The organism is Mesorhizobium sp. P2_F8, from assembly GCF_056403655.1.
Genome location: NZ_JBFUFB010000001.1, coordinates 69908 through 94212 on the forward strand (window position 1 = coordinate 69908; position 24305 = coordinate 94212).

Sequence of the window (24305 nt, forward strand, 5' to 3'; positions counted from 1 at the left end):
GTCGAAGGCTGGCGACGTTGTGCCTCAACGCGGCGAGCAGGCTCACGCCGTGATGCGTTCGCCGGTTTCGCCGGAATAGATCGGCCATTGTTCAAGAAAATCGCAGCCATGTACGACCACGCGCCCGTTGGCGCTGTCGACGAGGATGACCGCGTAGGAGGGTGGCGCCTGCTCGACGATCTCGCTCGATCTGTCGAGGGCGAGCGCGAACCTTGCATGCAGGCCGCGCTGCGCCGAGAACGGAATGCCGGCGACCGTTCCGGCAATGTCGCGATGGACGTGACCGAAGAAGATGTGGCGGACGTTGCCGTGGCGCCGCAGCAGGCCGAGGAACCGTTCGGGCTGCTCGAGCGCCAGCGGATCGAGTTGCGGCAGGCCGAGCGCGACCGGCGGATGGTGCATGAAGACATAGGCGGGCCTGCCGGCTGTCTCCTCGAGCCGGGCGTCGAGCCAGGCAAGCCGCCTTTCGCACAATTCGCCTTTGATGCGTCCTTCCGCCAGACAGTCGAGGAACAGAAGCACCTCGTCGGCCATTTGATGAGCCGACTGCACGAAGCCGTTCTCATCGACCGGAACTTCAGGAAACGCCGCGGCAAGATTGGCTCGCCGGTCGTGATTCCCCGGCAGCAACCGCCAGGGCACCGACAGCGCATTCAGGGCTGTCCTGAGATCGGCATAGCTCTGGGGCGCTCCGGTCTCGGTCAGGTCGCCAGTAAAGACGCAAAGCGCCGCGTCGGCGTGATGCGCATTGATGTGCGCGATGCATGAAGCCAATCGCTGATGCAGGTCCACGCCATAGCGGCGCTCGCCCTGCCGGCCAAGATGGACATCGGTGACCTGGATTATTTTCATCGCACGACCGTTTTGCCAGTGCCGCCTGCCCCATCATCGGCGACAGTGACTGCCTTCAGAAATCAGAGTGCCGGCTCCGGCACCGAGGCCTTGAAGACCTCGAGACGGGTTCCCGTGTCTGACGAGAAGAAATGCAAGTCATCCGGCGAAAACCGCAGGCCGACAGTGCTCCCCGGCTCGGGGTGGACGGCCTCCGAAGTCATGACGGAGAACGACGCGCCGTCCAGATCGACATAGATGACCCGTCCAGCGCCCAGTTCCTCGACGAGGTCGACCGTGGCGTCGAGCGCGCCTGCCGTGCCGGGCGCCACCAGACGGACGGCCTCCGGCCGGATGCCTACGGCCACCTGCGTGCCGACAGCCAGACCGGCGCGTTGAACGGCAAGGCGCCGGCTGCCGCCGAGTAGCGAAAGCCCGTCGAGTTCGACCGTGCCTTCGAGCATGTTCATCGCCGGCGCACCGACGAAGGTGGCGACGAAACGGCTTGCCGGACGGCTGTAGACCTCACCGGGCGTGCCGACCTGTTCGACACGTCCGCCATTCATCACCACCAGCCGGTCGGCCAGTGTCATCGCCTCGACCTGGTCATGCGTGACGAACACGGAGGTGGCGTTCAAGCGGCGATGCAATTTGCGGATCTCCGAGCGCATCTGGACGCGCAGTTTGGCGTCGAGGTTGGACAGCGGCTCGTCGAACAGGAACACCTTGGGTTCGCGGATCATCGCGCGGCCCATGGCAACGCGCTGCCTCTGGCCTCCGGAAAGCGCCATCGGCTTGCGGTCGAGCAGATGTTCGAGCTCCAGCGTACGCGCAACCGTCTGGATGCGCTGCGTACGCTCGGCGGCCGGAACACCCGCGACCTTGAGCGAATAGCCGATGTTCTGCGCCACGCTCATATGCGGATAGAGCGCATAATTCTGGAACACCATGGCGCAGCCGCGCTCGCGCGGTTCCAGCTTGTTGACGACGGTGCCGTCAATCGCGATCGTGCCGCCGGAGATATCCTCCAGCCCGGCGATCATGCGAAGCAAAGTGGACTTGCCGCAACCGGACGGCCCGAGGATTACGACGAACTCGCCCGACGCGATGTCGAGGTCGACGCCGTGCACGACCTGCGACTTGGCGTAGCTCTTCTTGACGTCGCGAATGGTGATGGAGGCCATTGGCCGTCTCCTTGTTACTTTTCGGTGGCGATCAGGCCGCGCACGAACCAGCGCTGCATGGCGACCACGACAATCAGCGGCGGCAGCATGACGATAAGCGTTCCGGCCATGGCGATGTTCCATTCCGGGATGCCGCCGACATTGGGGATAAGCTGCTTCAACTCGGTGACCGCTGTCGCATGCGACTGGTCGGTGGTGATGAGCAGCGGCCACAGATACTGGTTCCATGCCCACAGGAACATTATGGTTCCAAGCGCCGCCATGTTGTTGCGCGACAGCGGCAGCAGGATGTCGATGAAAAAGCGCAGGGCACCTGCGCCGTCCATGCGCGCCGCCTCGGTCAGCTCATCGGGAACCGTCAGGAAGAACTGCCGGTAGAGGAAGGTGCCGGTTGCCGTCGCGATCAGCGGCAGGATAAGTCCGGAATAGGAGTTGAGCAGCCCGAGGCTGAGCGAGACCTGCACGCCCGAGACTTTCTCGATGAGCCAGCTCAGACCAGTCAAATCCAGGATGGTCTGATAGGGCGACAGAACGTTGGCGACCACTGCATAGGTCGGCACGATGCGCACCTCCAGCGGCAGCATCAGCGTGACGAAGATCAGCCAGAAGATGAAGGTGCGGCCGGGGTAGCGGAAATAGACGATCGAGAAGGCGGTGAGCGCCGAGATCATCACTTTGCCCGCCGCGACGCCGGCGGCCATGATGAAACTGTTCAGAAGCTTGGGGCCAAGGTCGGCGGTCGTCCAGGCCGTCTTGATGTTTAGCCAGAAGTCGCTGCCCGGCAGCAGCGACATCGGCACGTCGTTGACATCCTTGAGATTATGCGACGCGGCAATGGTGACGACCACGAACGGCGCGATGCAAAGCACGAAGCCGACGAACAAGATCACATGCGTGAAGAAATTGAGGAAAGGGGTGCGCTCTACCATATCGGCCTCACCTGTAGTGCACACGCCGCTCGATGAAGCGGAACTGGAAAATGGTCAGCACGATGATGAGCAGCATCAGGATGATGCTCTGCGCGGCGGCACCCGAGTAATCGAGCCCTTTGAAGCCGTCGGAATAGATCTTGTAGACCATCAGGTTGGTGGCGTTGGCCGGCCCGCCCGAGGTCATGATGTCGACGATGCCGAAGGAATCCTGGAAGCTTTCGGTGATGTTGATGACCAGCAGGAAGAAGATCGTCGGCGTGATCAACGGGAACTGGATGTCCCGGAAACGCCTCATTACGCCCGAGCCGTCCATCGCCGCCGCCTCGATCAGCGAACGCGGAATGGCTTGAAACGCGGCGAGGAAGAAGATGAAATTATAGCCGACATATTTCCAGGAGAAGGCGATGATGATCGAGGCCATGGCGTCGGCGCCATCAAGGCCAGGGTCCCAGAAGCCGGGCCAGACCTGGTTGACGACGGCCATGAAGCCCGCTTCCGGCGCCAGGATGAATCGGAACGCCATTGCCAGCGCCGGAGCGGCGATGCCGTAGGGCCAGATCAGCACCACGCGATAGAAGCGCGAGCCGGCAAGCTGCCGGTCGGTCAGCGCCGCGAGCACGAGCGCGATGAACATGGCAAGCCCGGTGCTGATCCCTGCAAAGACCAGGCTGGCGGTGATCGAGTTCCAGTAATCGGCGTTGGATAGGATCGAACGGAAATTGTCGAGCCCGACCCAGATGTTGCCGCCGCCCCAAGGCTGTTGCAGCGTCAGCGACCAGTAGACCGCCTGACCGGCCGGCCAGTAGAAGAACGTGAAGATCAAGAGGAGCTGCGGCACCGCGAAAAGGATGCCGATTGTCCAACTGCTGAAGGTAACGCGTTTTTCCATCGGTCCGCCGACGCCGCTTAACAGCTGGCCTAGAGCAAAGGGAGACTAGTCTACGAAATGGCCGCCCGTCGACCCAAGCATGATCCCGAAAGTGGAAACCGGTTTTCGGAAGAGATCATGCCTGGACAAGACCGGCGGGCGGCCGCGTAGATCCGAGATCAGGGCAGGGTCTTGCCCGGATAGGTCTGCTGGAAGCGGTCGAGGATGGCATCGCCATTCTTGACCAGCGTGTCGAGGCCTTCCTGGACGCTGACCTTGTTGGCGAAGATCGCCTGCATCTGCGTGCCGAACTCGGCGCGGATCTGGGTGAAATTGCCCAACCGGATACCACGGGTGATTTCGGTCGGTTCGGACGCGGTCAGGCTGGCGATCGCGGTTTCACGGCCCTTGAAGGGCGCCTTGTCGTAGAAGCCACTGGACTTCATGTAGTCGAAGCCCGACTTGGTCACCGGGATGTAGCCGGTGTTGGTCGACCAGAACAGTGCGGTCTTGGGATCGTGGATGAAATTGAGGAACGCGGCCGCGCCCTTGTATTCCGCATCCGACTTGCCCGAGAGCACCCACAGCGAGGCGCCGCCGACCAGCGAATTCTTGCGCTCGGTACCGGCGTAGGCCGGCAGTTCGGCGACATCCCAGTTCATGCCTTCCTTCTGGGTCTTGCCGACGGTGCCGTGGTCGCCGACCGAGGTCATGATGACCTGGCAGGTGCCCGAAGCGAAAGCCTGGACCATGTCCTGGCCAAGGTCCTTCGACTTGATCTTGATCAGGCCGGCGTCATACCACTTCTTGAGGTCGGTGACGTACTGGACGAACTTGGTCTTGTTGACTTCCAGGCGCGCGTCGAGGCCGTCATAGCCGTTGTTCTTGGTGGCGATCGGCTGGTTGTGGATGGCCGAGAACTGCTCCATCAACTGCCAGCTTTCATTGGCCGAGATGTTGATCGCCATCGGGCATTCGTAGCCAGCGTCCTTCATGGCCTGCAGGTCGGCGCCGACATCTTCCCAGGTCTTCGGCGCTTCGGTCTTGCCGATCTTGGCGAAGGCGTCCTTGTTCCAGTATAGGAGCGCCGTCGAGGAATTGAACGGGAACGACAGCATCTCGCCCTTCGACGTCGCGTAGTAGCGCGCGATACCGGGGAAATAATCGGCGTAGTCGATCTTGTAGCCGTTTTCTTCCATCAGCTTGTCGGCCGGCTTGTAGGCGCCCGACAGCATCATCGTAGCGGTACCGACATCATAGACCTGGACGATGGCGGGCTGTTTGCCGGCGCGGAAGGCGGCGATGGTGTTCTGCAGCGTGGCGTCGTAGTTGCCCTGGCTGGTGCAGACGACTTCATAGTCGGACTGCGAGGCGTTGAAGTTCTTGCACAGCGTATCGACGACACGTGCGAGGTCGCCCGAAAGGCCGAACCAGAAATCGAACTTGGTGGGCGCGGCGGCCGCTGGCAGCGCCATGGAAACGCTGATTGCACCGGCGGCAAGAGCCGCCAGGCCATTTTTGATCATCGACATGAATCTCATTCCCTGTTGAGTGGCTCGTTTCAAGGATCGTTGCGCAGGTCCCGGGCCGTCTCATAGAGAAAGTATGTGACAGTTCTGCTGTGCCTTTTCGGGCCTGTGGACAGCCAATCTCTCCTCCCTCGACGGCTTGCGCCGGCATGAAATGAAAACGTCATATCGGCGCCCTAGGTACCTAGGGCGTCGAAAACTGGCGTAAAGGCCCAGGTCGTTAACCGGCTAAAAATGGGTAGACGAAATGCTTGTCTCGCAGCTGACACATGTGCTGATCGCCGACCGCGAGGCCATGCGCGACGGGCCGCGTGATAGCGCCACCCATCTGCGCCTCGCTGCCGCCACTCCCGCGCTCGGTCAGATCGAGATCGGCGGCAGGGCCTCGCGCGAAAGCGCCGGCGAGACGCTCACCGTGGTGGCATGGAACGTCGAGCGGCTCCGCCACGGCGATGCCGTCGCGGCCACGCTTATCGGCCAGTCTCCCGACGTTGTGCTGCTGTCCGAAGTCGACGAAGGCATGGCGCGCTCCGGCATCCGACGCGCGGCGACGTGCCCCCGACCATATTCATCCCGATCGCCGAAGACAGTGGAGCCATTGGCCAGATTGGCGAATGGGTGCTGACGGCGGCCTGCGAGGAAGCCGCCCGCTGGGAAAATCCGCTGACGGTGGCCGTCAACGTTTCGGCGGTGCAGCTTCACAATCCGAATTTCAGCCGCAAGGTCCACGAAACACTGCTGAATTCCGGTCTTGCGCCCGGCAGGCTCGAACTTGAGATCACCGAGACGGCGCTTGTGAAGGACATGCCGCGCGCGCTGGCGACCTTGCGGCAGGTCAAGGCGCTGGGCGTGCGGGTGGCCATGGACGATTTCGGAACCGGCTATTCCTCGCTCTCCAACCTTCGCGCCTTTCCCTTCGACAAGATCAAGATCGACGGCTCCTTCATCAAATCCGTCGACAAGAACGGCCAGGTCGCGGCAATCGTGCGCGCCGTACTGGGGCTCGGGCGCGGCCTCGGCCTGCCGGTCCTGGCGGAGGGTGTCGAGACGCTCGGCGAGCTGAAATTCCTGGATGCCGAAGCCTGCGAGATCGGCCAGGGTTACTATATCGGCAGGGCTGGCCTCATCGAGGAGTTCGGCGAACTAACCGGTGTCGACGCACCCCGCGTCAGCAACGACACGGCTGGCCAGCGCAACAGAAGCGTCCTGGCCTTCGCACCCGCGCCTGCCCTGAGTGTGGACAGAGCCTAGCTTTCGGGCTGGAGCGCGGCCTCGACCAGCCGCTTTGCGTCCGGCCCCGACCATTCGGCAGGGCCGTTCATATGGGCGATCAGGCAACCTTCGCCATCGATCAGCATGGTGGCGGGAAGGCCGAGCGCCAGCCCGCGCGTCTTGAGGTCGTTGAACACGGCCATCGTCGAATCCCGGTAGTAGCCGAGCGTCTTGACGCCTGTCTCGCTGAGGAACTTCTTCGGCTTAACATCGTCGCCGGCATCGACATTGACGGCGACCACCTGAAAGGCGTCGCTGCCCTTTTCCTTCTGCAGCGCATCGAGAGCCGGCATTTCGGCACGGCACGGCGCGCACCATGTCGCCCACAGATTGAGCAGCACCGTCTTGCCGGCATGGTCGGCGAGCGTCATCGGCTTGCCGTCTGGCCCATTGAACGCAAGGCTCTTCAACGATTGCGGCGGATCGGCCGGCAACAATGCCGCGACCTCGCCGGTGGCCGCTGCCGCCACCTTCTTGGCGCGCTCGCCCTTGGCGGCGCAGGCGACATCGTCCTTGCTGTCGCCGACAGCCACTTGGTGCTCGGCGTTGTTGCCAGACCGGCTCTCGCTGACATATACCGCGACCGCGCCGGCCAGCGCGCCCGCCACCAAAGCGGCGAGGATCAGGCGCGGGGCCGGGAAGAATCTATTGCCGTCTGCCATTTTCTCAAAACTGCTCCGAAGCACGGGTTATAGCCATGAGCGACAAGAAGACCAGCAACCAGATGTGGGGCGGACGTTTTGCCTCGGGTCCGGCCGCGATCATGGAAGCGATCAACGCGTCGATCTCGTTCGACCGCAAGCTCTATGCGCAAGACATCCGAGGTTCGATCGCGCATAGCGAGATGCTGGCGCAAACGGGCATTATTTCGGCGGCCGATCAAGAAAAAATCGCTCACGGGCTGAACACGATTCAGAAAGAGATCGAGGCCGGCACATTCGAGTTCTCGACCCGGCTGGAAGACATCCACATGAATGTCGAGGCTCGCCTCGCCGACCTGATCGGACCGGCGGCCGGCCGCCTGCACACCGCCCGCTCGCGCAATGACCAGGTCGCGGTCGACCTGAGGCTGTGGGTCAAGGACGAGTGCCTCCGCGTCGCCGGGGCATTGAAAGGGCTGATCGAGGCGCTTCTGGCACGGGCCGACGAGCATGCGGCGACGGTGATGCCGGGCTTCACCCATATGCAGGCGGCGCAGCCGGTAACCTTCGGCCATCACTGCATGGCCTATGTCGAGATGTTTGCGCGTGACCTTTCGCGGGTTCGCGACGCGATCGAACGGATGGACGAGAGCCCGCTCGGCGCCGCAGCCCTTGCCGGCACCAGCTTCCCGATCGACCGCCACAAAACCGCCAAGGCACTCGGCTTCCGCGAGCCGATGCGCAATTCGCTGGACAGCGTTTCGGATCGCGATTTCGCGCTTGAGTTCCTCGCCTTGGCGGCGATCTGCGCCACGCATTTGTCGCGGCTCGCCGAGGAGATCATCATCTGGTCGACGCCGCAGTTCGGCTTCGTCAGGCTGTCGGACAGCTTTTCCACCGGCTCGTCGATCATGCCGCAGAAGAAGAACCCCGACGCCGCCGAACTGGTGCGCGGCAAGACCGGCCGCGTCACCGGCCATCTGGTCGGCCTGCTGACGGTGATGAAGGGCATGCCGCTGACCTATGGCAAGGACATGCAGGAAGACAAGGAATCGGTGTTCGATGCCGCCGAGACGCTCGACCTGATGCTGGCGGCGATGACCGGCATGGTCTCGGACATGACGATCAACGCAGCGGCGATGAAAAAGGCCGCCGGCTCGGGCTACGCGACCGCCACCGATCTTGCCGACTGGCTGGTGCGCACGCTCGGCTTGCCATTCCGCGAGGCGCATCATGTCACCGGCCGGGCGGTGGCGCTGGCCGAAGACAAGAAAGTGGGGCTGGAGAAGCTTTCGCTGGAAGACCTGCAGTCGATCAATCCAGGTATCACGGCAGATATTTTTTCGGTGCTGGCGGTGCAGAACTCGGTGAAGAGCCGCACCAGTTTCGGCGGCACCGCGCCGTCGGAAGTCAGAAGGCAGATTCGCGGCTGGAAAAAGCGCATCGCCAAGGCGTGATCCCAGCTATTGCGACCAGCAATATCCGGGGTGCAATGCTCTGAGAACTCGGCTAAAAGCGGCGGCTGGAAAAAGTTTCGGACGGATGGATCGATGACCGGAAGCAGGATTTTGGTGACGCTGACGCTGCTGGTGGCGATTGCGGCCGTCTCGGCCTGCGGCAGGAGGGGCGGTCTCGACACGCCCTACGAAGCAGCCGTCCAGGCGCGCAAGGATGCCTCAAAGGCGCATCAGCCCGTGCCGCCCGAGCCGGAAAAACCGGTCAAGGACAAGAAGTTCTTCCTCGACCCGCTGATCTAGTGCCGATGACACCGGGTTGGTCTTTTGAACCCGGTCTCATCGTGCTCCAACTTCCGGAACCACTCTCGTGAACCATTTCGACTACCGCGACGGCGTGCTGCATGCCGAAGACGTGGCGATCCCTGATATCGCTGCACAGGTCGGCACGCCGTTCTATTGCTATTCGACGGCCACCTTGACCAGGCACTACCGGGTGTTTGCCCAGGCCTTTGCCGGGCTCGACGCGCTGGTCTGCTATGCCATGAAGGCCAATTCCAACCAGGCGGTGCTGCGGACGCTGGCAAGGCTCGGGGCCGGCGCCGACGTGGTGTCGGAAGGCGAATTGCGGCGGGCGTTGGCGGCCGGCATCCCCGCGAGCAAGATCCTGTTTTCGGGTGTCGGCAAGACCCCGCGCGAAATGGACTTTGCCCTTGCGGCCGGCATCCTTTGCTTCAACGTCGAATCCGAGCCGGAACTGGAGCTGTTGTCGGCCCGTGCCGCCGCCCTTGGCAAGGTGGCGCCGATCTCGCTGCGCATCAATCCGGATGTCGACGCCAAGACCCACAAGAAGATTTCCACCGGCAAGGCCGAGAACAAATTCGGCATTCCGTGGCAGCGGGCGCGTCAAGTCTATGCCCGTGCTGCACAGCTGCCGGGCCTCAAGGTCACCGGCATCGACACCCATATCGGCAGCCAGATCACCGAGCTGCAGCCCTTCGACGACGCCTTCGCCCTGCTTGTCGATCTTGTCGGCGCGCTGCGCGCCGACGGCCATGCCATCGAGCATATCGATCTCGGCGGCGGCCTCGGCATCCCCTACCGCATCGACAACAACCCGCCGCCCTTGCCCGACGCCTATGCCCAGATCGTTAGGAAGCATGTCACCAAGCTCGGGCTCAAGGTGATGTTCGAACCCGGCCGGCTGATCGTCGGCAATGCCGGCATCCTCGTCTCGGAAGTGATCTTCGTGAAGGAAGGCGACGCCAAGAATTTCCTGGTCGTCGACGCCGCCATGAACGACCTGATCCGGCCGACGCTCTACGATGCCTTCCACGACATAAGGCCGGTGGTGCAGCCGCCGGCCGACACGCCGCGCATGATGGTCGATGTCGTGGGCCCGGTCTGCGAGACCGGCGACTATCTCGGCCTCGACCGTGACCTGCCCAGGCTGAAGGCTGGCGACCTGATTGCCGTTTCCACCGCCGGCGCCTACGGCGCGGTGCAGGCCGGCACCTACAACACCCGCCTGCTGGTGCCCGAGGTGCTGGTCGACGGCGACCGTTTCCACATCGTGCGCCCGCGCCTGACCTATGACGACCTGATCGGGCTGGATTCGGTACCCGACTGGCTAAGGTAGACGCTGCCCCGTCCGCTGCGCCGGCGCTACAGCCGGTTCTGGATGAGCGCCCTTGTGTCGGCGATCCTGTCCTCGTCGCGTCGGTAGAACGTCCATTGCTTGATGCGCTTGGCCCGCAGCAGGCCGGCCTGGGTGAGCACGCGCATGTGTTCGCTGAGCGTCGCCTGCGTGATGCCGAGCTTCTCGGCGATCAGCAGCGCGCAGACACCGTCCTCGACCAGATCGCCGTCGGCTTGGCGTGGGAAATGCGCACGCGGATCCTTCAGCCAGTCGAGAATCTGCAGCCTGCGTTCGTTGGCGATCGCCTTGAAGACATCAACCTCTTGCATTTAGCCATTTTGCCAAGTTACTAATTGCTGTCAATCCCAAGGAGACGTCCATGAGCAATGTCAACACCGTCACACGCGAACGCATTGCCGCGATGGAACCGCGCATCCGGCCCTATGTGCGCCACACGCCGGTGCTGCGCGTCGACATGGCCGACTTCGACCGCCCGCCGCTGACCGTCGACCTGAAGCTCGAGTGCCTGCAGCATTCCGGCTCGTTCAAGGCGCGCGGCGCCTTCACCAACCTCCTGGAGAGAACGGTTCCCAAGGCCGGCGTCGTCGCCGCGTCGGGCGGCAATCATGGCGCGGCGGTCGCCTACGCCGCCATGCGGCTTGGGCACAAGGCGACCATCTTCGTTCCAGAGGTGAGCCCGCCGGCCAAGCTGGAGCGGATCCGCAGCTACGGCGCTGAGCTCATCGTCGGCGGCGCCCGCTACGCCGAGGCGCTGGCCGCCAGCGAACGCTTCGCCGAGGAAACCGGTGCCTTGCAGATCCATGCCTTCAACCAGGAGGAGACGCTGGTCGGCCAAGGCACGCTCGGGCTGGAAATAGAGAGCGATTTGCCTGAGATCGACACGTTGCTGGTCGCCGTCGGCGGCGGCGGCCTGATTGGCGGCATCGCCGCCTGGTTCGCCGGCCGCATCCGCATCATCGCCATCGAGCCGGAAGGGGCGCCAACGCTTTACCGCGCCTTCGAGGCCGGCCGCCCCGTCGACGCGCCGGCCGAGGGCATCGCCGCGGATTCGCTGGCGCCCAAGCGCGTCGGCGAAATGATGTTCCCGATCGCCGAGGCCTTTGTCGAGCGTTCGATCCTGGTCAGCGACGACGACATCGTCGCTGCCCAGAAGGCGCTGTGGGACCGGGTGCGCATCATCTCGGAACCGGGCGGTGCCGCCGCCTTCGCGGCCGTGCTGTCCGGGCGGTATGAGCCCGCGCCCGGCGAAAGGGTCGCCATACTGGTCTGCGGTGCCAACGCCAACCCCGCCACGTTCTGACAGCAACCAGTCCGGCAGCTTCACGTTTTCTCAAACTGCCTCGCCTTTGCCGTGTTTGCTGGTATTCTTCGAGTCGTGAGGATCGGGCTATCCTGCCCGCCCATGGAAGGGCCGATGACGCAACGACCCACCTTCAGCAGCCATCGCGGCCTGGCCCGGCGCCTTGCCTTGAGCCGGCTGGCGACGCGGGTCTCGATGATGGTCGAGCGTGGCTGGCCGTTGCTGCTTCCGCTCGTCATCGTCGCCAGCTTGTTCCTCAGCGTCTCCTGGCTCGGCATCTTCTCGCGCCTGCCGGACGTGGCGCGCATCGGCCTGCTCGCCGCATTCGGTGTGGCAGCACTTGCGGCACTCTATCCGCTGCGTTTCTTCCGCTTGCCCGCCGCCGCCGAAATCGACCGCAGGATCGAAGCGGCCAATCAATTGCTGCACAGCCCCGTGCTGGTGCAGACCGATCGGCCGAGCGGCAGGGAAAGCAGCTTCTCGCAGGCACTGTGGCGCGAACACCAGAAGCGAATGGCCGGAAAGCTCGACAGCCTTGGCGCCGATCTGCCGCGAACGCGCGTGCCGGAGCGCGACCGCTGGGGTCTGCGCGCGGTGGCCGCACTTTTGCTGGTGACCGCCTTTGCCTTCTCCTTTGGACCGAGCGGCGGCAGGATTGTCGACGGATTCAGTGCCCATGGCGTCCACGATGCCATACCACCGCGCATCGACGCCTGGGTGACGCCGCCGGCCTATACCGGCAAGCCGCCGATCTTCCTGACCGCCGACGTCAACCAGGCGACGCCGACCTTCATCATTCCCGAAGGCAGCGACGTCTCGCTGCGCGTCACCGGCGGCTCGGGCGAGGAAACGCTCGCCTATGCCGACAAGAACGGCAATTCCCGGGCCATCGACCCGGCTGGCCCGCAGGCCGCCGCCACGGCCAAGCCGGCGGCAAGCCCGGCGACGCCATCCAAGGTGCGCCAGTTCACCGGCAAGCTGACCGGCGACGGCACCCTGACGCTGACGTCGGGCGAGGATCAGCTCGGCCGCTGGGCCTTCGCGGTCATGCCGGACAAGCCGCCGCAGATCCGTTTCGTCGGCGAGCCGAAGCGCGCCGCCAACGGCGCCTTCGAGCTCAACTACCAGATCGACGACGACTATGGCGCCGCCAATGCCAAGGCGGTTTTCGCGCTCGCCGATCCGCAGGCGCCCAATGCACATCCGCTCTATGGTCCGCCTGAAATGCCGCTGTCGCTGCCGCGTCGCGGCGGCAAGTCGAATGCCGCCCGGACGACGAAGGACCTGACCGAGCATGTCTGGGCGGGCAGCAGCATCAAGCTGACGCTGGTCGCCACCGACGATGCCGGGCACGCCGCGTCGAGCGAGACCAAGACGCTGGTTATGCCGCAGCGGCCATTCGCCAACCCGCTGGCGCGCGCGGTGCTCGAGCAGCGCCGCCTGCTGGCGCTCGACGCCAACGCCAAGCCGCACGTGCTCGACCTGATGGACGCGATCACGCTGCGGCCCGAGGACACGTTCGACAACATGTCCCACTACCTCGCCATCATGAGCGCCCGCAGCCGGCTGAAGCTGGCCGTCAATGACGACCAGCTGCGCAGCGAGGTGTCCTATCTCTGGGAAATCGCGCTTGGCATCGAGGAAGGCAATCTCTCGGCCGCCGAAAAGCGGCTGCGCCAGGCGCAGCAGGCGCTGCAGGACGCCATCAAGAACGGCGCCAGCGACGCGGAAATCGAAAAGGCGATGAAGGAACTGCGCGAGGCGATGAACCAGTTCCTGCAGGAATTCGCCGAACGCGCCAAGCAGAATCCCAACGCGCCGCAGATGCAGCAGAACGGCCAGGAACTGCGCCAGAGCGATATCGACCGCATGATGGACCAGATCGAGAACCTGGCGAAGTCGGGTGATCGCGACAAGGCGCAGCAATTGCTGTCGCAACTGCAGGATATGATGAACAATCTCCAGGCCGGCCGTCAGCAGCAAGGCGGCCAGCAGGACAGCGAGATGCGCCAGCAGATGGACAAGCTCGGCGAAATCCTGCGGCGCCAGCAGGAGATGATGAACGACACCTTCCGCATGGACCAGATGCAGCGCGGCGAGCGCCAGCGCGGGCAGAACCGCGAAGAGCAGCTCGGCCAGGACGGTGAGCAAGGTCAGTCGGGCGAAAACGGCAAGCCCGGCGCGGATGGCCAGCAGAAGCCGATGACACCGCAGGAATTCGCCGATGCGCTGAAGCAGCTGCAGCAGGGCCAGGGCCAGCTGAAAAGCGACCTCGAGCAGCTGAAGAAGGGGCTCGAAGGCATGGGCATGGAGCCCAATGAGGGATTTGGCGAGGCCGGCAAATCCATGGGCAATGCCGAACAGGCGCTCGGCGAAGGCGACGGCGACCAGGCGGTCGGCCACCAGGGCCGGGCGCTGGAAGCGCTGCGCAAGGGCGCCAAGGACATGATGAAGCAGATGCAGGCCATGCAGGGCGATCAGGGCGGCAGCGAGGAAGGTGGCCGCCAGCAGAACGCCGACCGTGACCCGCTGGGCCGTCCGCGCGCCAGCCAGGGCCCTGATTTCGGCGATTCGGTGAAAGTGCCCGACGAGATCGACGTGCAGCGCGCCCGCCAGATTCTGGAAGCGATCCGCAAGCGGCTCGGCAATGCGCTCAGCCCCGACATCGAACGCAGCTATCTGGAACGGCTGCTCGAGCTGAAATAGGGATCGCCGCCCCGCTTCCAACCTCACCCGAAGACACTCGAACGGTTGCAACACCATGCCGAAACTTGGCGCCGTCACCCCCATCCTGCGCATCTTCGACATTGCCAAGGCGCGTGAATTCTATGTCGGCTTTCTGGGCTTCGAGGTGCAATGGGAGCATCGCTTCGACGACAACGCGCCGCTCTACATGGCGGTCGGCCGCGACGGCTGCGTATTGCATCTGAGCGAACATCACGGCGACGGCGCGCCTGGCATTGCCGTGCGCATCAAGGTCGAGGACATCGCGGCACTTCATCGCGAGCTGATCGGCAAAAATTACCGCTTCGCCAGGCCGGGTCTGGAGGAAACGCCGTGGAAATCCCGCGAAATATCGGTCGCCGATCCGTTCGGCAACCGGCTGCATTTCCACGAGGAAGCGGCCGCTTGAGTCTTTGTTTTGTGCATGTCGTTATCCCAAGACCGCTGCACAGGTTGGACGACAGGCACTAGATCTGCCTGTTGACGAACGCTTCGCGGATTGCCTCCTGCATGCCGTCGATCGCCTCACCCGAGGCATTCGGGTTGCGGTGCATCACCACATTCGAGGAATCGATGTCGCCGAACCCGTCCGCCGACGTCAGTTCGCGGCAGCCGGGCGGAATGTTGCTGCGCGAGATCGGCGCGATCGCCAGCCCGGAGGTGACGGCGAGCTTTAGGCCGCCAGTCGTGTCACTGGTATAGGCGACGCGATAGGCAAGACCGCGCTGCTCCAGTGATTTGACGGCAAAATCCTTGCACCAGCCGGCCCGGTTGTAGAGCGCGATCGGCACCGGCCGCTCCTCATGCATGTGATGCAGGGTCGATGTCACCCACACGGTCGGATCGTGCATCAGCACTTCGCCGCCGGCAGGATCCTGCCATTCGAAAACCACGCACAGATCGAGTTCGCCGGCGGCGAGCGCCGCCACCTGCGCCCCCGAATGCGCATAGCGCACGGTGACCTCGACCTGGGTGTGGCGCTTCGAAAAGGCGCCGAGCGCGCGCGATAGGATCGCGTGGCCATACTCCTCCGGAATGCCGATGCGGACCGGCCCGCCAAGCGGCGCCGCCGCCATCGACGCCGCCGTCTCGTCGAGCAGCGAAACGATGCGGCGAGCATTGACGATGAGTTCGCCGCCGCGCCGCGTCAACACGACGCCGCGCGAACCGCGCTCGAACAGGCTGTCGCCGATCAGGTCCTCGAGCTTCTTCATCTGCATCGACACCGCCGACTGGGTGCGGCCGGCCTGCTCCGCCGCTCTGGTGAAATTGCCGGCTTCGGCAATAGCCACGAAGGTGCGCAGAAGGTCGCTGTCGAGGGTCGGCCGCATGAAATCCGCCATAAGGAATTTTGATCACTGATATCATTCCAATTCGTTTGCAACATGTCAAACGCCGAACGATAGTCGCCTCACCCATTGGATATGCGGCTGCGAAATCGGCCGCGGACCAATTCGAAGAGTCCTCACTCATGCCCGCTGCCCGAAACGGTGGCGGGTTCTTTTTCGCTTGCAGGGAGCCCCGAGGCACATGCAGAACCGGATGGTCCTTGGCATCCTGAGCCTGTGCCTTGGCGTGCTGGTCTTCTCGCTGCAAGACCCGCTGGTCAAAGCCGTGTCGAGCGGTTATCCGGTGACCGAGGTGATGGCGATCCGCTCGATCGTCGCCTTGCCGATCCTGATTGTTCTCGTCCATGTCGATGTCGGCTTGCCTGCGATCCTGTCGAGGCGATTCGGCATGCTGACGATGCGCGCCTTCATCCAGTTCACCTCCTATACGGTGTACTATCTGGCTATCGCCGCCTTGCCGCTGGCCGACGCCGTGGCGCTCTATTTCATGGCGCCGCTGTTCATCATGGTGCTGGCCGGGCCTTATCTTGGCGAGCGCGTCTCCTGGCAGACGCTGGCGACCGTGCTGATCGGGCTGTTCGGCGTCGTCGTCATGCTGCGCCCGGGCGCCGGTCTGTTCGACTGGGCGGCGCTGCTGTCGCTGGGCTCGGCGGCGCTCTACGGCTTTTCGCAGTTGATGGCCCGCAAGATCGGCGATACCGAATCGTCCACCGTCATGGCCTTCTACCAGAACGGCGCCTATCTGGTCGGCGCGGCCGTGGTTGCCGGTACGTTTCACCTGGCCGGTATCACCCACGCCGTCCACCCGAGCCTCGAATTCCTGGTGCGGCCCTGGCTCTCGCCGACATTGCCTGATTTTCTCAAGATGGCGGCCTGCGGTTTCGTCGCCTCCGCCGGCATGGTCCTGCTGTCGCAGGCCTACCGGATGGCACCGGCCAACCGCGTTGCCACCTTCGAATACACCGGCATCCTGTGGTCGCCGCTGTGGGGTTTTCTGTTCTTCGCCGAGGTGCCACGGTCGACGACGGTGATCGGCGCGACGCTCATCATCGGCGCCGGCCTGCTGGCGCTCAACTTCGAACGCCGCAAGAGCGCTCCGCCCGTGCTCGCTGCAGCCGATCCAGCCTGATCAGGCGAAGCAGATCAGCGCCCGTTCCACGCGGGAGCGGATTTCGGCCAGCGTAAACGGCTTCTGCACGACATCGAGGATCACGCCGTTCAACTCCTCGGCGCGCTCGCGCTGGTCGGCATAGCCCGTCATCAGCATGATCTTCATCGACGGGAAGAGCGCTGCCGCCGCAATCGCCATCTCGATGCCGTCCATCTCCGGCATGCGGATGTCGGAGACGACGAGATCATAGCCACCATTTGCGGCTCGGATCAGCGAAAGGCCTTGCGCGCCGTCCGCGGCGATATCGATTGTGTGTCCGGCGCGTTCAAGCGCACGGGCGGCCAGGGTGCGGACGGACTCATCGTCCTCGACGATCAGAAGCTTTGCCATGGCGGCCATGTTTGGCTGCGAAAAGTTGACTTTTTCTGAAGGCGCAGGAGACCAACAAGCCTTTTTGAACGTCGCTTACACGTCGCCTTTGACGACACCGACAAACGGCAATTCGCGAAAGGCATGCGCAACGTCCATGCCGTAGCCGACGACGAAATAGTCGGGACAGTCGAAGCCGACATAGTCGGCGTTGAGTGAGGTCTGGCGGCGCATGCGCTTGTCGAGCAGCACGGCGATGGCGCAGCTCTTGGCGCCGCGCGACAGCATCAGGTCGCGGGTGAAGCTCAGCGTCTTGCCCGATTCGAGAATGTCGTCGATCAACAGCACGTCACGGCCGGCCACCTCATTGTCGATATCGCGCAGCACCCTCACCTCGCCGCTTGTGGTGCCGGCGCCGTAGCTGGAAATGAAGATGAATTCGACCTCCGGCGACAGCCCGACATCATGCATGGCGCGGATCAGGTCGGCGGCGAAGATGAACGAGCCCTTCAGCACCGAAATCACCAGCAGATCGTGATAATCGTGGCCGGCGATCTCCTTGGCGAGTTCAAGATTGCGCCGTGCGATCGCCGATGCCGAAAACAGGACCTCGATGTCCTTGCCGCGTACGTTTGGCATTGGTGGTCTTCCTCGGTGATCGCCTATTGGGCGAAAGTGACCAAAACGGTTCTTACGCCGTTCTTAGGCACGTCGAGCCGGCTGGCAAAGCCGAATCTTTCGCCCGACGCCAGCGAACGACCGGATGTCCCCAACGAATAGCGGGTCGTGCGCCCGTCATTGCCGGTCACCCGGATTTCGAGCGGCGGCAGCGGCGCCGGTTTCGCGCCGTCATTGGCGGCCTCGCCATCGACGAACAGCACGGGGTTCGGCCCGGAGGCGTCGACGCGTGACGTGACGCCTGAAATGCTCAGCGCCGACGCCTGCGCACTGGACAGGAACGGCGCCTGGCGCACCAGCGCATGCCCTCCGGAGACCCAGAAAGCGGCGAACGCGGCGCCAATGCCGGCGATCCAGAAGATCGGCCCGCCGCGTGAAGGCGGTGGCCGCTCCGCCGGGGCCTCGGGCTTGCGCAGCATGTCCATGCCCTCGATGGGCGGCGTGACGATCGCGCGTGGCAGCGGCGAAACGCTTTCCGCGGCGGGGACAAGGGGCGGCATCACGACATAGTCGGCATCGACGATGTCGGAGGCTGGAGCGCGCATGAACCGGTCCGTTGCGGCAATTGCCGCCGGATCGGTCATGATTTCGCCGGAAACCGGGCGCGCGGTTCTATCGTCAGCCATCATGGCCCCAGCATTGCAGCACGTGTTCGCTTTTCGTTTCTTTTGAGTAAACACAAATGGTTAACGCTTCCCCACCGGAGCCCGAGTGAAGAGTCGAAAAAGCCCAAGAATTAACCGCCGGTTAACCATGCCGGCCGATGGTCATTACCCAGAACAGGCTGGCTCGCTGCCGCCGCGAATTTCAGGTCGCCGAAATTGATTCGCTTCGAAAATGTCGGCCTCCGCTATGGCATGGGTCCGGAAATCCTCCGTGACATCTCCCTGCACATTCCGGAGCGCTCCTTCCAGTTCCTGAGCGGGCCTTCGGGTGCCGGCAAGACGACGTTGCTGCGCCTGCTGTTCATGTCGTTGAAGCCGACGCGCGGGCTGATCACCATTTTCGGCAAGGACCGCTCGCGCATCTCGCGCGCCGAACTGCCGCATCTGAGGCGTCGTATCGGCGTGGTGTTCCAGGACTTTCGCTTGCTCGACCATATGACCACCTACGAGAACGTGGCCTTGCCGCTGCGCGTGCGCGGGCGCGAGGAGGCGAGCTACCGCACCGATGTCACCGAGCTGTTGAAATGGGTCGGGCTGGGCGAGCGCATGCATGTGCTGCCGCCGGTTCTGTCCGGCGGCGAGAAGCAGCGCGCGGCGATCGCCCGTGCGCTGATCGAGCAGCCGGAGATCCTGCTGGCCGACGAGCCGACCGGCAATGTCGATCCGCCGCTGGCGCGACGCCTGCTGCGGCTGTTTATCGAGCTCAATCGTCTTGGCACCGCCGTCGTGATCGCGACCCATGACCTTGGCCTGATGGAACAGGTCGACGCGCGCCGCATGATCCTGGCCGGCGGAAGGCTGGACATCTATGACTGAGCTGTCCGCCGAACATCTTGAACAGCAGGAGCAGGACGCCGAGGCGGCCGAGGCGAGGCCGCGTGCCCAGCGCCGGATGGCGCCGATCGTGCCGGCGCAGAACATCGCCGGCCGGGCACTGGTGCTGGTCATTGCCATCATGACCTTCCTGTCCTGCCTGACCTTCGGCGCGGTGACGCTGGTGCGTGACACCGCCTCGGTCTGGGAGAACCAGATCTCGCGCGAGGCGACGATCCAGATCAAACCTGTCGACGGCCTAGACATGGAGGCCGCCCTTGTGGAGGCCTCGCAAATGGCCAGCGAGTTTCCCGGCGTGAAGGCGACCCGGATCATCGATCGCGACGCGACCGCGAGGCTCCTGGAGCCGTGGCTGGGCTCCGGCCTCAACATCGACGAGCTGCCGGTGCCGCGCCTGATCATCGTCACCATCGACGAGAGCAGCCCGCCCGATTTCGCCGCCATGCGCGCCGCGATCACGCCGAAATTGCCAAGCGCATCGCTCGACGATCACCGCACCTGGGTCGACCGGCTGGTGGCCATGGCCCGCACCACGGTGACCATCGGCATCGCCGTGCTGGCGCTGATGCTGTCGGCGACCGTGCTGACCGTGGTGTTCGCGACGCGCGGCGCCATGGCGGGCAATGGCCACATCATCGAGGTTCTGCATTTTGTCGGCGCCGAGGCGAGCTTCATCGCGCGTGAATTCCGCCGGCATTTCCTGGTTACCGGCATGAAGGGTGCCGCCGCCGGCGGAGCCGCGGCTGTGCTCGTGTTCATCGTCTTTTCATGGTGGTCGTCGCGCAACATGGCGACGCCGCAGGCCGACCAGGCGACCGCGCTGTTCGGCAATTTCGCCATCGGTTCGGCGGGCTATCTCGGGGTCGTTCTCATGGTGCTGGTGATCGGTGGGCTGACGGCGGCAACCTCGCACGCCACTGTCGTCGCCTATCTCAGCGACATCGAGGTCCGCCAGCCGGATGCCGGCTAATTTACGTCGCTTGGAAGCAGGGACAAGTTCGGGACAATGACATCGATAGAAACAGGATGATCACGGATGGAGAATTGGCGTAACGCAAAGTGCGTCTTTCTACTACCCAAAGCCACATTTGGGGATTAACCATATGGCGATGGACGCGGGGCAAACGACCGGGACGGCTGGGCAGATGCCAGTGGTGGTTGCCCATTCGCGCGACCTCGGCAAGGTCAGCCGCCTAAAAGCCGCTCTGCGCCTGTCCGGGCTTTCCCTCCTCATCCTCGCAACTCTGTTTGCCGGCGGCTTTGGCTGGTTCGCCAACAAGGTCAGCCACCTGACGACGCCCGCCAATCCGGCTAAGGCCGACGCAATCATCGTTTTGACCGGCGGCCAGTCACGCCTTGACGCCGCAATGGATCTGCTGGCGTCCGGCAAGGGCGAGCGGCTGCTGATCAGCGGCGTGCATCCTTCCGCCAGCCGCCGCCAGCTGCAGGCGGCGATTGGTGGCGACAAGCGCTTGTTCTCCTGTTGCGTCGATATCGACCGCGCCGCGCTGGACACGATCGGCAATGCCGAGGAGAGCGCCAAATGGGTGGAGAGCCACGCCTATGGCACGGTGATCCTGGTCACCAACAACTATCATATGCCGCGCAGCCTGCTGGAAATGGGCCGGCTGCTGCATGGCGCCAAGCTCGAACCGTATCCGGTGGTCAACACCAACCTCGACAATGGCAGCTGGCTGACCAAGCCGCGCGCATTGCGCGTGCTGTTCACCGAATACAATAAATATCTGCTGGCGTTGGCGCGCGGCATCGTGCCGATGAAGCCGACGCCGGACGGCATCGCGCTGGCCGAGACTGCGGCCGGCGGCTGAACCTCATTCCCAGGCTGCAGCGCCTGAAATCCCCTTGAGGCGCGCTATCTCCTGTTCGAGGCCCTCGATACGCTTGTCCCGTTCGCCAAGCGCCGCTGCCACGTCAGCCGCCTCGAACCGCTGCGGGATGTGTTGCGGGCAATTGGAGTCCCAAGCCGAGACCGTGAACAGGATGACCTGCTCGGGACGCGCTTTGTAGTCCTGCGGCATCAACCTCGCCATCAGCTCGGCATCGTTCTCGACGACGCGGGCCGTGCCCCAGATCTTGATGCGCTGCCGGTGGGCATAATCGATCAGGAACAGGAAGGCCTGCGGATTGTCGGCCAGGTTGCCCTGCGTGATGAACTGCCTGTTGCCGGCAAAATCCGCAAAGCCGATCGTGTGTTGATCCAGCACCTTGAGAAACCCGGCGGGTCCACCGCGATGCTGGATGTAGGGCTGGCCATCGCCATTGGCCGTCGACAGGAAGACGCTGGTCTGCATCTCGATGAAGGCGGCAAGGTCGGGCGTGATATCGGCCTGCCAGCCGCCACGCTCCTCGACGCGGGCATAGGACTGGCGTGAGCCCTTGCGGGCCTGGATCGCCTTGACGGTCGGCGTGAAGGCGACGTCGCTGGTGAAAGCATGAGCATTCATGAAAGCCTCCTTGCCCCGGCGACCCTAGAGCCCAAGCTCCGACAATGACGGGTGGTCGTCCGGGCGCCGGCCGAGCGGCCAGTGATATTTGCGATCGGCCGCACCGATCGGCAGGTCGTTGATGCTGGCGATGCGCACGCGCATCAGCCCATGTTCGTCGAATTCCCAGTTCTCGTTGCCATAGCTGCGGAACCATGAGCCGCTGTCGTCGTGCCATTCATAGGCGAAGCGCACGGCGATGCGGTTGCCGTGGAAGGCCCAGACCTCTTTGATCAGCCGGTAGTCGAGTTCGCGGCTCCACTTGCGCGTCAGGAACGCCTGGATGGCATCGCGGCCTTGTAGGAATTCGGCGCGATTGCGCCAGCGGCTATCCGTCGTGTAGGCAAGCGCCACTCGGGCCGGATCGCGCGAATTCCAGGCATCCTCGGCCATGCGCGCCTTCTGCGCGGCGGTCTCGGCTGTGAACGGCGGCAGCGGCGGCCGGCCTTCAGACATGGTAGCTCCTTGTTTGTAGAGGCCCTGCTGCAGGCAGGCCAGGAATTGTCATATAAAGCCTTCCATCCTTCAAATGCAGATGACATATTCGCAATCCGTCCTTCCATTTTCTGGAAGAAGCTATGGATCGTCTCGAAGCCATGTCGCTCTTTGTCGCCGCGGTGGAGGCCGGCAGCCTTTCCGCCGCGGCCCGCCGTTTCGGCATTCCGCTGGCGACGGTCAGCCGCAAGGTTTCCGATCTCGAACGACATCTGAACACACGCCTGTTGAACCGCTCGACGCGCCGGCTGACGCCGACCGACGCCGGCCAGGCCTATCTTGCCGCCTGCCGCCGCATCCTCGACGACGTCGGTGAGGCCGAACGCACGGCAGCCGGCGAATACAGCGCTCCGACCGGCGAATTGGCCATCACCGCGCCGGTCGTTTTTGGCCGCCTGCACGTGCTGCCGGTCGTCACCGGTTTTCTCGCGGCCTATCCCGACGTGAACATTCGCTTGACGCTAGCCGACCGCATAACCCAGCTGGTTGAGGACCATTTCGATCTCGCCATTCGCATCGGCCAGTTGCCTGATTCGAGCCTGGTCGCCATTGCTGTCGGCTCGATCCGCCGCGTCGCTTGTGCGAGCCCGGCCTATCTGGCCGAGTATGGCACGCCGATGACCCCGCAGGATTTGGAAACACACAGTTGCATCACCTTCGAGGGACTTGCTTCCGCCGCCACCTGGAGCTTCGCCCAGGGCAGGACGGAAGTCCCGGTTCAGGTCCGCTCGCGGCTTCAGGTCAACACCGCCGAGGCGGCCATCGACGCCGCGATTGCCGGCATCGGGGTGACAAAAGTGCTTTCCTACCAGATCGAAGCCGCACTGCGGTCAGGCGCGCTGCGCATCCTGCTGCAGGAGTTCGAGCCTGAACCATGGCCGGTAAGCCTGGTGCATGCCGGCCACGGCCTGCTGCCGGTCAAGCTGCGGGCCTTTCTCGATTTCGCTGCCCCGCGTCTGAAGGAGCGGCTAGCGCGATTGACGTAGCTGAAACGGGCCGCCCGACCATCGTTCTCCTTTGCTCGTCAGAGCGGCTCGCGGCCATTTCCTTTTTCGCCGCGCTTGGTGTAACCAACGCACACCTCTCACCGGGCCTCCCTCCATGCTGTATGTCCGATCGCTGGCGTTCAATTTCGTCTTCTACGTCAATCTGATCGTCCAGATGATCCTCTGGACCCCCTACTATTTCCTGTCGCCCCGTCACCGCGCCTGGTTCGTGCCGAAATTCTGGTCACGCACGTGCATGTGGCTCTATGACAAGATTGCCGGGACCAAGAGCGACATCACCGGCCTGGAAAACCTGCCCGATGGTTCCTTCATCCTGGCGCCCAAGCATCAATCGTTCTGGGACGCGATCGCCTTCTTCCCGTTCCTCCAGGATCCGCTCTACATCCTCAAGCGCGAGCTGACCTGGATCCCGTTCTTCGGCTGGTACATCATGAAGATGCGCATGATCCCGGTCGACCGCGGCAGCCGCTCGAAAGCGTTGAAGGCGGTGGTCGCCGCCACCAGGCAGGAAATGGCGCGCAACCCACGCCAGCTGATCATCTATCCCGAGGGGACGCGCCGCGCGCCGGGTGACGAGCCGGCCTACAAATACGGCATCGTCGAAATCTATTCGCAGCTTGGCGTTCCGGTGGTGCCGGTCGCCCATGTCGCCGGTCTCTACTGGCCGCGCCGCAAATTCCTGCGCTACCCCGGCACGATCAAGGCGCGGTTCCTGCCGCCGATTCCGCCGGGCTTGGGCAAGGACGAATTCATGGCCCGGCTGATCGGTGAAACCGAGGCTGCCTGTGACCAGCTTCTCATCGAGGCATCCCGCACTCCCAACCCGCCGGCATTGCCCTCAACCGCGGTGAAGCGGTTGCGGGAACTCGGCGCGAAAGCCTGAAAAGCTCCGAGCCAA

Annotated in this window: 25 protein-coding genes and 1 pseudogene; 13 read left to right on the forward strand and 13 right to left on the reverse strand. The window is 63.8% G+C overall.

The genetic code is table 11. The features are described 5' to 3' along the window. Positions 1-42: 42 nt before the first annotated feature. From AC1DZP_RS00350 to AC1DZP_RS00370, 5 genes are all read right to left on the reverse strand, one after another. Entirely contained in the window at positions 43-852 is an 810-nt protein-coding gene (locus tag AC1DZP_RS00350; RefSeq protein WP_457150778.1) for a phosphodiesterase, read from the reverse strand. Positions 853-914: 62 nt separating this feature from the next. Then, positions 915-2015 carry a sn-glycerol-3-phosphate import ATP-binding protein UgpC gene (locus AC1DZP_RS00355; protein WP_477299769.1) on the reverse strand — a complete coding sequence of 367 codons (1101 nt, stop codon included), beginning with the start codon at positions 2013-2015 and terminating at the stop codon, positions 915-917. Positions 2016-2029: 14 nt separating this feature from the next. Next, a complete protein-coding gene (locus AC1DZP_RS00360; protein WP_095084868.1) occupies positions 2030-2944 on the reverse strand; it encodes an ABC transporter permease subunit in 915 nt (304 codons plus the stop codon). A gap of 7 nt (positions 2945-2951) precedes the next feature. Further along, the gene (locus tag AC1DZP_RS00365; protein ID WP_095084869.1) at positions 2952-3836 is read right to left on the reverse strand and encodes a carbohydrate ABC transporter permease; all 885 of its coding nucleotides are present in this window, start codon (positions 3834-3836) and stop codon (positions 2952-2954) included. Positions 3837-3994: 158 nt separating this feature from the next. Continuing rightward, the gene (locus AC1DZP_RS00370) at positions 3995-5347 is read right to left on the reverse strand and encodes an extracellular solute-binding protein (RefSeq protein WP_477228404.1); all 1353 of its coding nucleotides are present in this window, start codon (positions 5345-5347) and stop codon (positions 3995-3997) included. 363 nt (positions 5348-5710) lie between these two features. Here AC1DZP_RS00370 and AC1DZP_RS00375 point away from each other — a divergent pair. Continuing rightward, positions 5711-6595 (forward strand): annotated as a pseudogene (locus AC1DZP_RS00375) (EAL domain-containing protein); the annotation flags it as partial. Here AC1DZP_RS00375 and tlpA read toward each other — a convergent pair. Further along, a complete protein-coding gene (gene tlpA, locus AC1DZP_RS00380) occupies positions 6592-7278 on the reverse strand; it encodes a thiol:disulfide interchange protein TlpA (RefSeq protein ID WP_095084871.1) in 687 nt (228 codons plus the stop codon). The pseudogene AC1DZP_RS00375 and the gene tlpA overlap by 4 nt on opposite strands. A 35-nt stretch (positions 7279-7313) precedes the next feature. On the opposite strand from tlpA, the gene argH reads away from it, so the two are divergent. The 3 genes from argH (at position 7314) to lysA (ending at position 10350) form a co-directional block, all read left to right on the forward strand. Beyond that, positions 7314-8714 (forward strand): argininosuccinate lyase, encoded by a 1401-nt coding sequence (gene argH, locus AC1DZP_RS00385; RefSeq protein WP_477299770.1) that lies wholly within the window; start codon positions 7314-7316, stop codon positions 8712-8714. Between the two features lie 93 nt (positions 8715-8807). After that, entirely contained in the window at positions 8808-9014 is a 207-nt protein-coding gene (locus tag AC1DZP_RS00390; RefSeq protein ID WP_095084873.1) for a lipoprotein, read from the forward strand. 67 nt (positions 9015-9081) lie between these two features. Continuing rightward, positions 9082-10350: a diaminopimelate decarboxylase gene (lysA, locus tag AC1DZP_RS00395; protein ID WP_477299771.1), complete on the forward strand. Its 1269-nt coding sequence runs from the start codon at positions 9082-9084 to the stop codon at positions 10348-10350. 26 nt (positions 10351-10376) lie between these two features. Here lysA and AC1DZP_RS00400 read toward each other — a convergent pair whose 3' ends face one another. Further along, complete coding sequence (locus tag AC1DZP_RS00400; RefSeq protein WP_095084875.1) at positions 10377-10679, reverse strand: ArsR/SmtB family transcription factor; 303 nt, start codon at positions 10677-10679, stop codon at positions 10377-10379. A gap of 50 nt (positions 10680-10729) precedes the next feature. Here AC1DZP_RS00400 and AC1DZP_RS00405 point away from each other — a divergent pair, with 50 nt between their 5' ends. From AC1DZP_RS00405 to AC1DZP_RS00415, 3 genes are all read left to right on the forward strand, one after another. Further along, positions 10730-11671 carry a threonine/serine dehydratase gene (locus AC1DZP_RS00405; protein ID WP_477299772.1) on the forward strand — a complete coding sequence of 314 codons (942 nt, stop codon included), beginning with the start codon at positions 10730-10732 and terminating at the stop codon, positions 11669-11671. Positions 11672-11785: 114 nt separating this feature from the next. Then, positions 11786-14377, forward strand: coding sequence for a TIGR02302 family protein (locus AC1DZP_RS00410; protein ID WP_477299773.1), 2592 nt, complete (start codon positions 11786-11788; stop codon positions 14375-14377). Between the two features lie 55 nt (positions 14378-14432). After that, on the forward strand, positions 14433-14804 hold the full coding sequence (locus tag AC1DZP_RS00415) for a glyoxalase superfamily protein (protein WP_095084877.1): 372 nt from the start codon (positions 14433-14435) through the stop codon (positions 14802-14804). A 58-nt stretch (positions 14805-14862) separates the two neighbouring features. Here AC1DZP_RS00415 and AC1DZP_RS00420 read toward each other — a convergent pair whose 3' ends face one another. Continuing rightward, positions 14863-15726: a LysR family transcriptional regulator gene (locus AC1DZP_RS00420; RefSeq protein WP_477299774.1), complete on the reverse strand. Its 864-nt coding sequence runs from the start codon at positions 15724-15726 to the stop codon at positions 14863-14865. A gap of 199 nt (positions 15727-15925) precedes the next feature. Here AC1DZP_RS00420 and AC1DZP_RS00425 point away from each other — a divergent pair, with 199 nt between their 5' ends. Then, entirely contained in the window at positions 15926-16873 is a 948-nt protein-coding gene (locus tag AC1DZP_RS00425) for a DMT family transporter (protein WP_477299775.1), read from the forward strand. On the opposite strand, the gene AC1DZP_RS00430 is transcribed toward AC1DZP_RS00425, so the two are convergent. The 3 genes from AC1DZP_RS00430 to AC1DZP_RS00440 all read right to left on the reverse strand — a co-directional run bounded on the left by AC1DZP_RS00430 (position 16874) and on the right by AC1DZP_RS00440 (position 18531). Beyond that, positions 16874-17245, reverse strand: a complete 372-nt coding sequence (locus AC1DZP_RS00430; RefSeq protein WP_477228458.1) for a response regulator — start codon at positions 17243-17245, stop codon at positions 16874-16876. Positions 17246-17320: 75 nt separating this feature from the next. Next, positions 17321-17863, reverse strand: a complete 543-nt coding sequence (gene hpt / locus AC1DZP_RS00435) for a hypoxanthine phosphoribosyltransferase (protein ID WP_477228397.1) — start codon at positions 17861-17863, stop codon at positions 17321-17323. 23 nt (positions 17864-17886) lie between these two features. Next, entirely contained in the window at positions 17887-18531 is a 645-nt protein-coding gene (locus AC1DZP_RS00440; protein ID WP_477299776.1) for a hypothetical protein, read from the reverse strand. 192 nt (positions 18532-18723) lie between these two features. On the opposite strand from AC1DZP_RS00440, the gene ftsE reads away from it, so the two are divergent. From ftsE to AC1DZP_RS00455, 3 genes are all read left to right on the forward strand, one after another. Then, entirely contained in the window at positions 18724-19383 is a 660-nt protein-coding gene (gene ftsE / locus AC1DZP_RS00445; protein ID WP_027023302.1) for a cell division ATP-binding protein FtsE, read from the forward strand. Next, positions 19376-20371, forward strand: coding sequence for a cell division protein FtsX (locus AC1DZP_RS00450; protein WP_477299777.1), 996 nt, complete (start codon positions 19376-19378; stop codon positions 20369-20371). The genes ftsE and AC1DZP_RS00450 overlap by 8 nt, the downstream gene beginning before the upstream one ends. A 133-nt stretch (positions 20372-20504) precedes the next feature. Further along, positions 20505-21230, forward strand: a complete 726-nt coding sequence (locus AC1DZP_RS00455; protein WP_477299778.1) for a YdcF family protein — start codon at positions 20505-20507, stop codon at positions 21228-21230. A gap of 3 nt (positions 21231-21233) precedes the next feature. Here AC1DZP_RS00455 and AC1DZP_RS00460 read toward each other — a convergent pair whose 3' ends face one another. Together AC1DZP_RS00460 and AC1DZP_RS00465 are read right to left on the reverse strand one after the other, a co-directional pair. Beyond that, positions 21234-21866 (reverse strand): pyridoxamine 5'-phosphate oxidase family protein, encoded by a 633-nt coding sequence (locus AC1DZP_RS00460; protein WP_477299779.1) that lies wholly within the window; start codon positions 21864-21866, stop codon positions 21234-21236. Positions 21867-21890: 24 nt separating this feature from the next. Next, entirely contained in the window at positions 21891-22361 is a 471-nt protein-coding gene (locus AC1DZP_RS00465; RefSeq protein WP_477299780.1) for a nuclear transport factor 2 family protein, read from the reverse strand. 122 nt (positions 22362-22483) lie between these two features. Between AC1DZP_RS00465 and AC1DZP_RS00470 the strand changes: the two genes are divergently transcribed. Continuing rightward, on the forward strand, positions 22484-23386 hold the full coding sequence (locus AC1DZP_RS00470) for a LysR family transcriptional regulator (RefSeq protein ID WP_477299781.1): 903 nt from the start codon (positions 22484-22486) through the stop codon (positions 23384-23386). Positions 23387-23501: 115 nt separating this feature from the next. Next, the gene (locus AC1DZP_RS00475) at positions 23502-24290 is read left to right on the forward strand and encodes a lysophospholipid acyltransferase family protein (RefSeq protein ID WP_477299782.1); all 789 of its coding nucleotides are present in this window, start codon (positions 23502-23504) and stop codon (positions 24288-24290) included. Positions 24291-24305 lie beyond the last annotated feature (15 nt).

What these genes read in the sequence shown, in the direction of transcription:
- AC1DZP_RS00350 (WP_457150778.1), bottom strand. Translation starts at nt 852, where the DNA reads ATGAAAATAATCCAGGTCACCGATGTCCATCTTGGCCGGCAGGGCGAG.
- AC1DZP_RS00355 (WP_477299769.1), bottom strand. Translation starts at nt 2,015, where the DNA reads ATGGCCTCCATCACCATTCGCGACGTCAAGAAGAGCTACGCCAAGTCG.
- AC1DZP_RS00360 (WP_095084868.1), bottom strand. Translation starts at nt 2,944, where the DNA reads ATGGTAGAGCGCACCCCTTTCCTCAATTTCTTCACGCATGTGATCTTG.
- AC1DZP_RS00365 (WP_095084869.1), bottom strand. Translation starts at nt 3,836, where the DNA reads ATGGAAAAACGCGTTACCTTCAGCAGTTGGACAATCGGCATCCTTTTC.
- AC1DZP_RS00370 (WP_477228404.1), bottom strand. Translation starts at nt 5,347, where the DNA reads ATGTCGATGATCAAAAATGGCCTGGCGGCTCTTGCCGCCGGTGCAATC.
- tlpA (WP_095084871.1), bottom strand. Translation starts at nt 7,278, where the DNA reads ATGGCAGACGGCAATAGATTCTTCCCGGCCCCGCGCCTGATCCTCGCC.
- argH (WP_477299770.1), top strand. Translation starts at nt 7,314, where the DNA reads ATGAGCGACAAGAAGACCAGCAACCAGATGTGGGGCGGACGTTTTGCC.
- AC1DZP_RS00390 (WP_095084873.1), top strand. Translation starts at nt 8,808, where the DNA reads ATGACCGGAAGCAGGATTTTGGTGACGCTGACGCTGCTGGTGGCGATT.
- AC1DZP_RS00400 (WP_095084875.1), bottom strand. Translation starts at nt 10,679, where the DNA reads ATGCAAGAGGTTGATGTCTTCAAGGCGATCGCCAACGAACGCAGGCTG.
- AC1DZP_RS00405 (WP_477299772.1), top strand. Translation starts at nt 10,730, where the DNA reads ATGAGCAATGTCAACACCGTCACACGCGAACGCATTGCCGCGATGGAA.
- AC1DZP_RS00410 (WP_477299773.1), top strand. Translation starts at nt 11,786, where the DNA reads ATGACGCAACGACCCACCTTCAGCAGCCATCGCGGCCTGGCCCGGCGC.
- AC1DZP_RS00415 (WP_095084877.1), top strand. Translation starts at nt 14,433, where the DNA reads ATGCCGAAACTTGGCGCCGTCACCCCCATCCTGCGCATCTTCGACATT.
- AC1DZP_RS00420 (WP_477299774.1), bottom strand. Translation starts at nt 15,726, where the DNA reads ATGCGGCCGACCCTCGACAGCGACCTTCTGCGCACCTTCGTGGCTATT.
- AC1DZP_RS00425 (WP_477299775.1), top strand. Translation starts at nt 15,926, where the DNA reads ATGCAGAACCGGATGGTCCTTGGCATCCTGAGCCTGTGCCTTGGCGTG.
- AC1DZP_RS00430 (WP_477228458.1), bottom strand. Translation starts at nt 17,245, where the DNA reads ATGGCAAAGCTTCTGATCGTCGAGGACGATGAGTCCGTCCGCACCCTG.
- hpt (WP_477228397.1), bottom strand. Translation starts at nt 17,863, where the DNA reads ATGCCAAACGTACGCGGCAAGGACATCGAGGTCCTGTTTTCGGCATCG.
- AC1DZP_RS00440 (WP_477299776.1), bottom strand. Translation starts at nt 18,531, where the DNA reads ATGATGGCTGACGATAGAACCGCGCGCCCGGTTTCCGGCGAAATCATG.
- AC1DZP_RS00450 (WP_477299777.1), top strand. Translation starts at nt 19,376, where the DNA reads ATGACTGAGCTGTCCGCCGAACATCTTGAACAGCAGGAGCAGGACGCC.
- AC1DZP_RS00455 (WP_477299778.1), top strand. Translation starts at nt 20,505, where the DNA reads ATGGCGATGGACGCGGGGCAAACGACCGGGACGGCTGGGCAGATGCCA.
- AC1DZP_RS00460 (WP_477299779.1), bottom strand. Translation starts at nt 21,866, where the DNA reads ATGAATGCTCATGCTTTCACCAGCGACGTCGCCTTCACGCCGACCGTC.
- AC1DZP_RS00465 (WP_477299780.1), bottom strand. Translation starts at nt 22,361, where the DNA reads ATGTCTGAAGGCCGGCCGCCGCTGCCGCCGTTCACAGCCGAGACCGCC.
- AC1DZP_RS00470 (WP_477299781.1), top strand. Translation starts at nt 22,484, where the DNA reads ATGGATCGTCTCGAAGCCATGTCGCTCTTTGTCGCCGCGGTGGAGGCC.
- AC1DZP_RS00475 (WP_477299782.1), top strand. Translation starts at nt 23,502, where the DNA reads ATGCTGTATGTCCGATCGCTGGCGTTCAATTTCGTCTTCTACGTCAAT.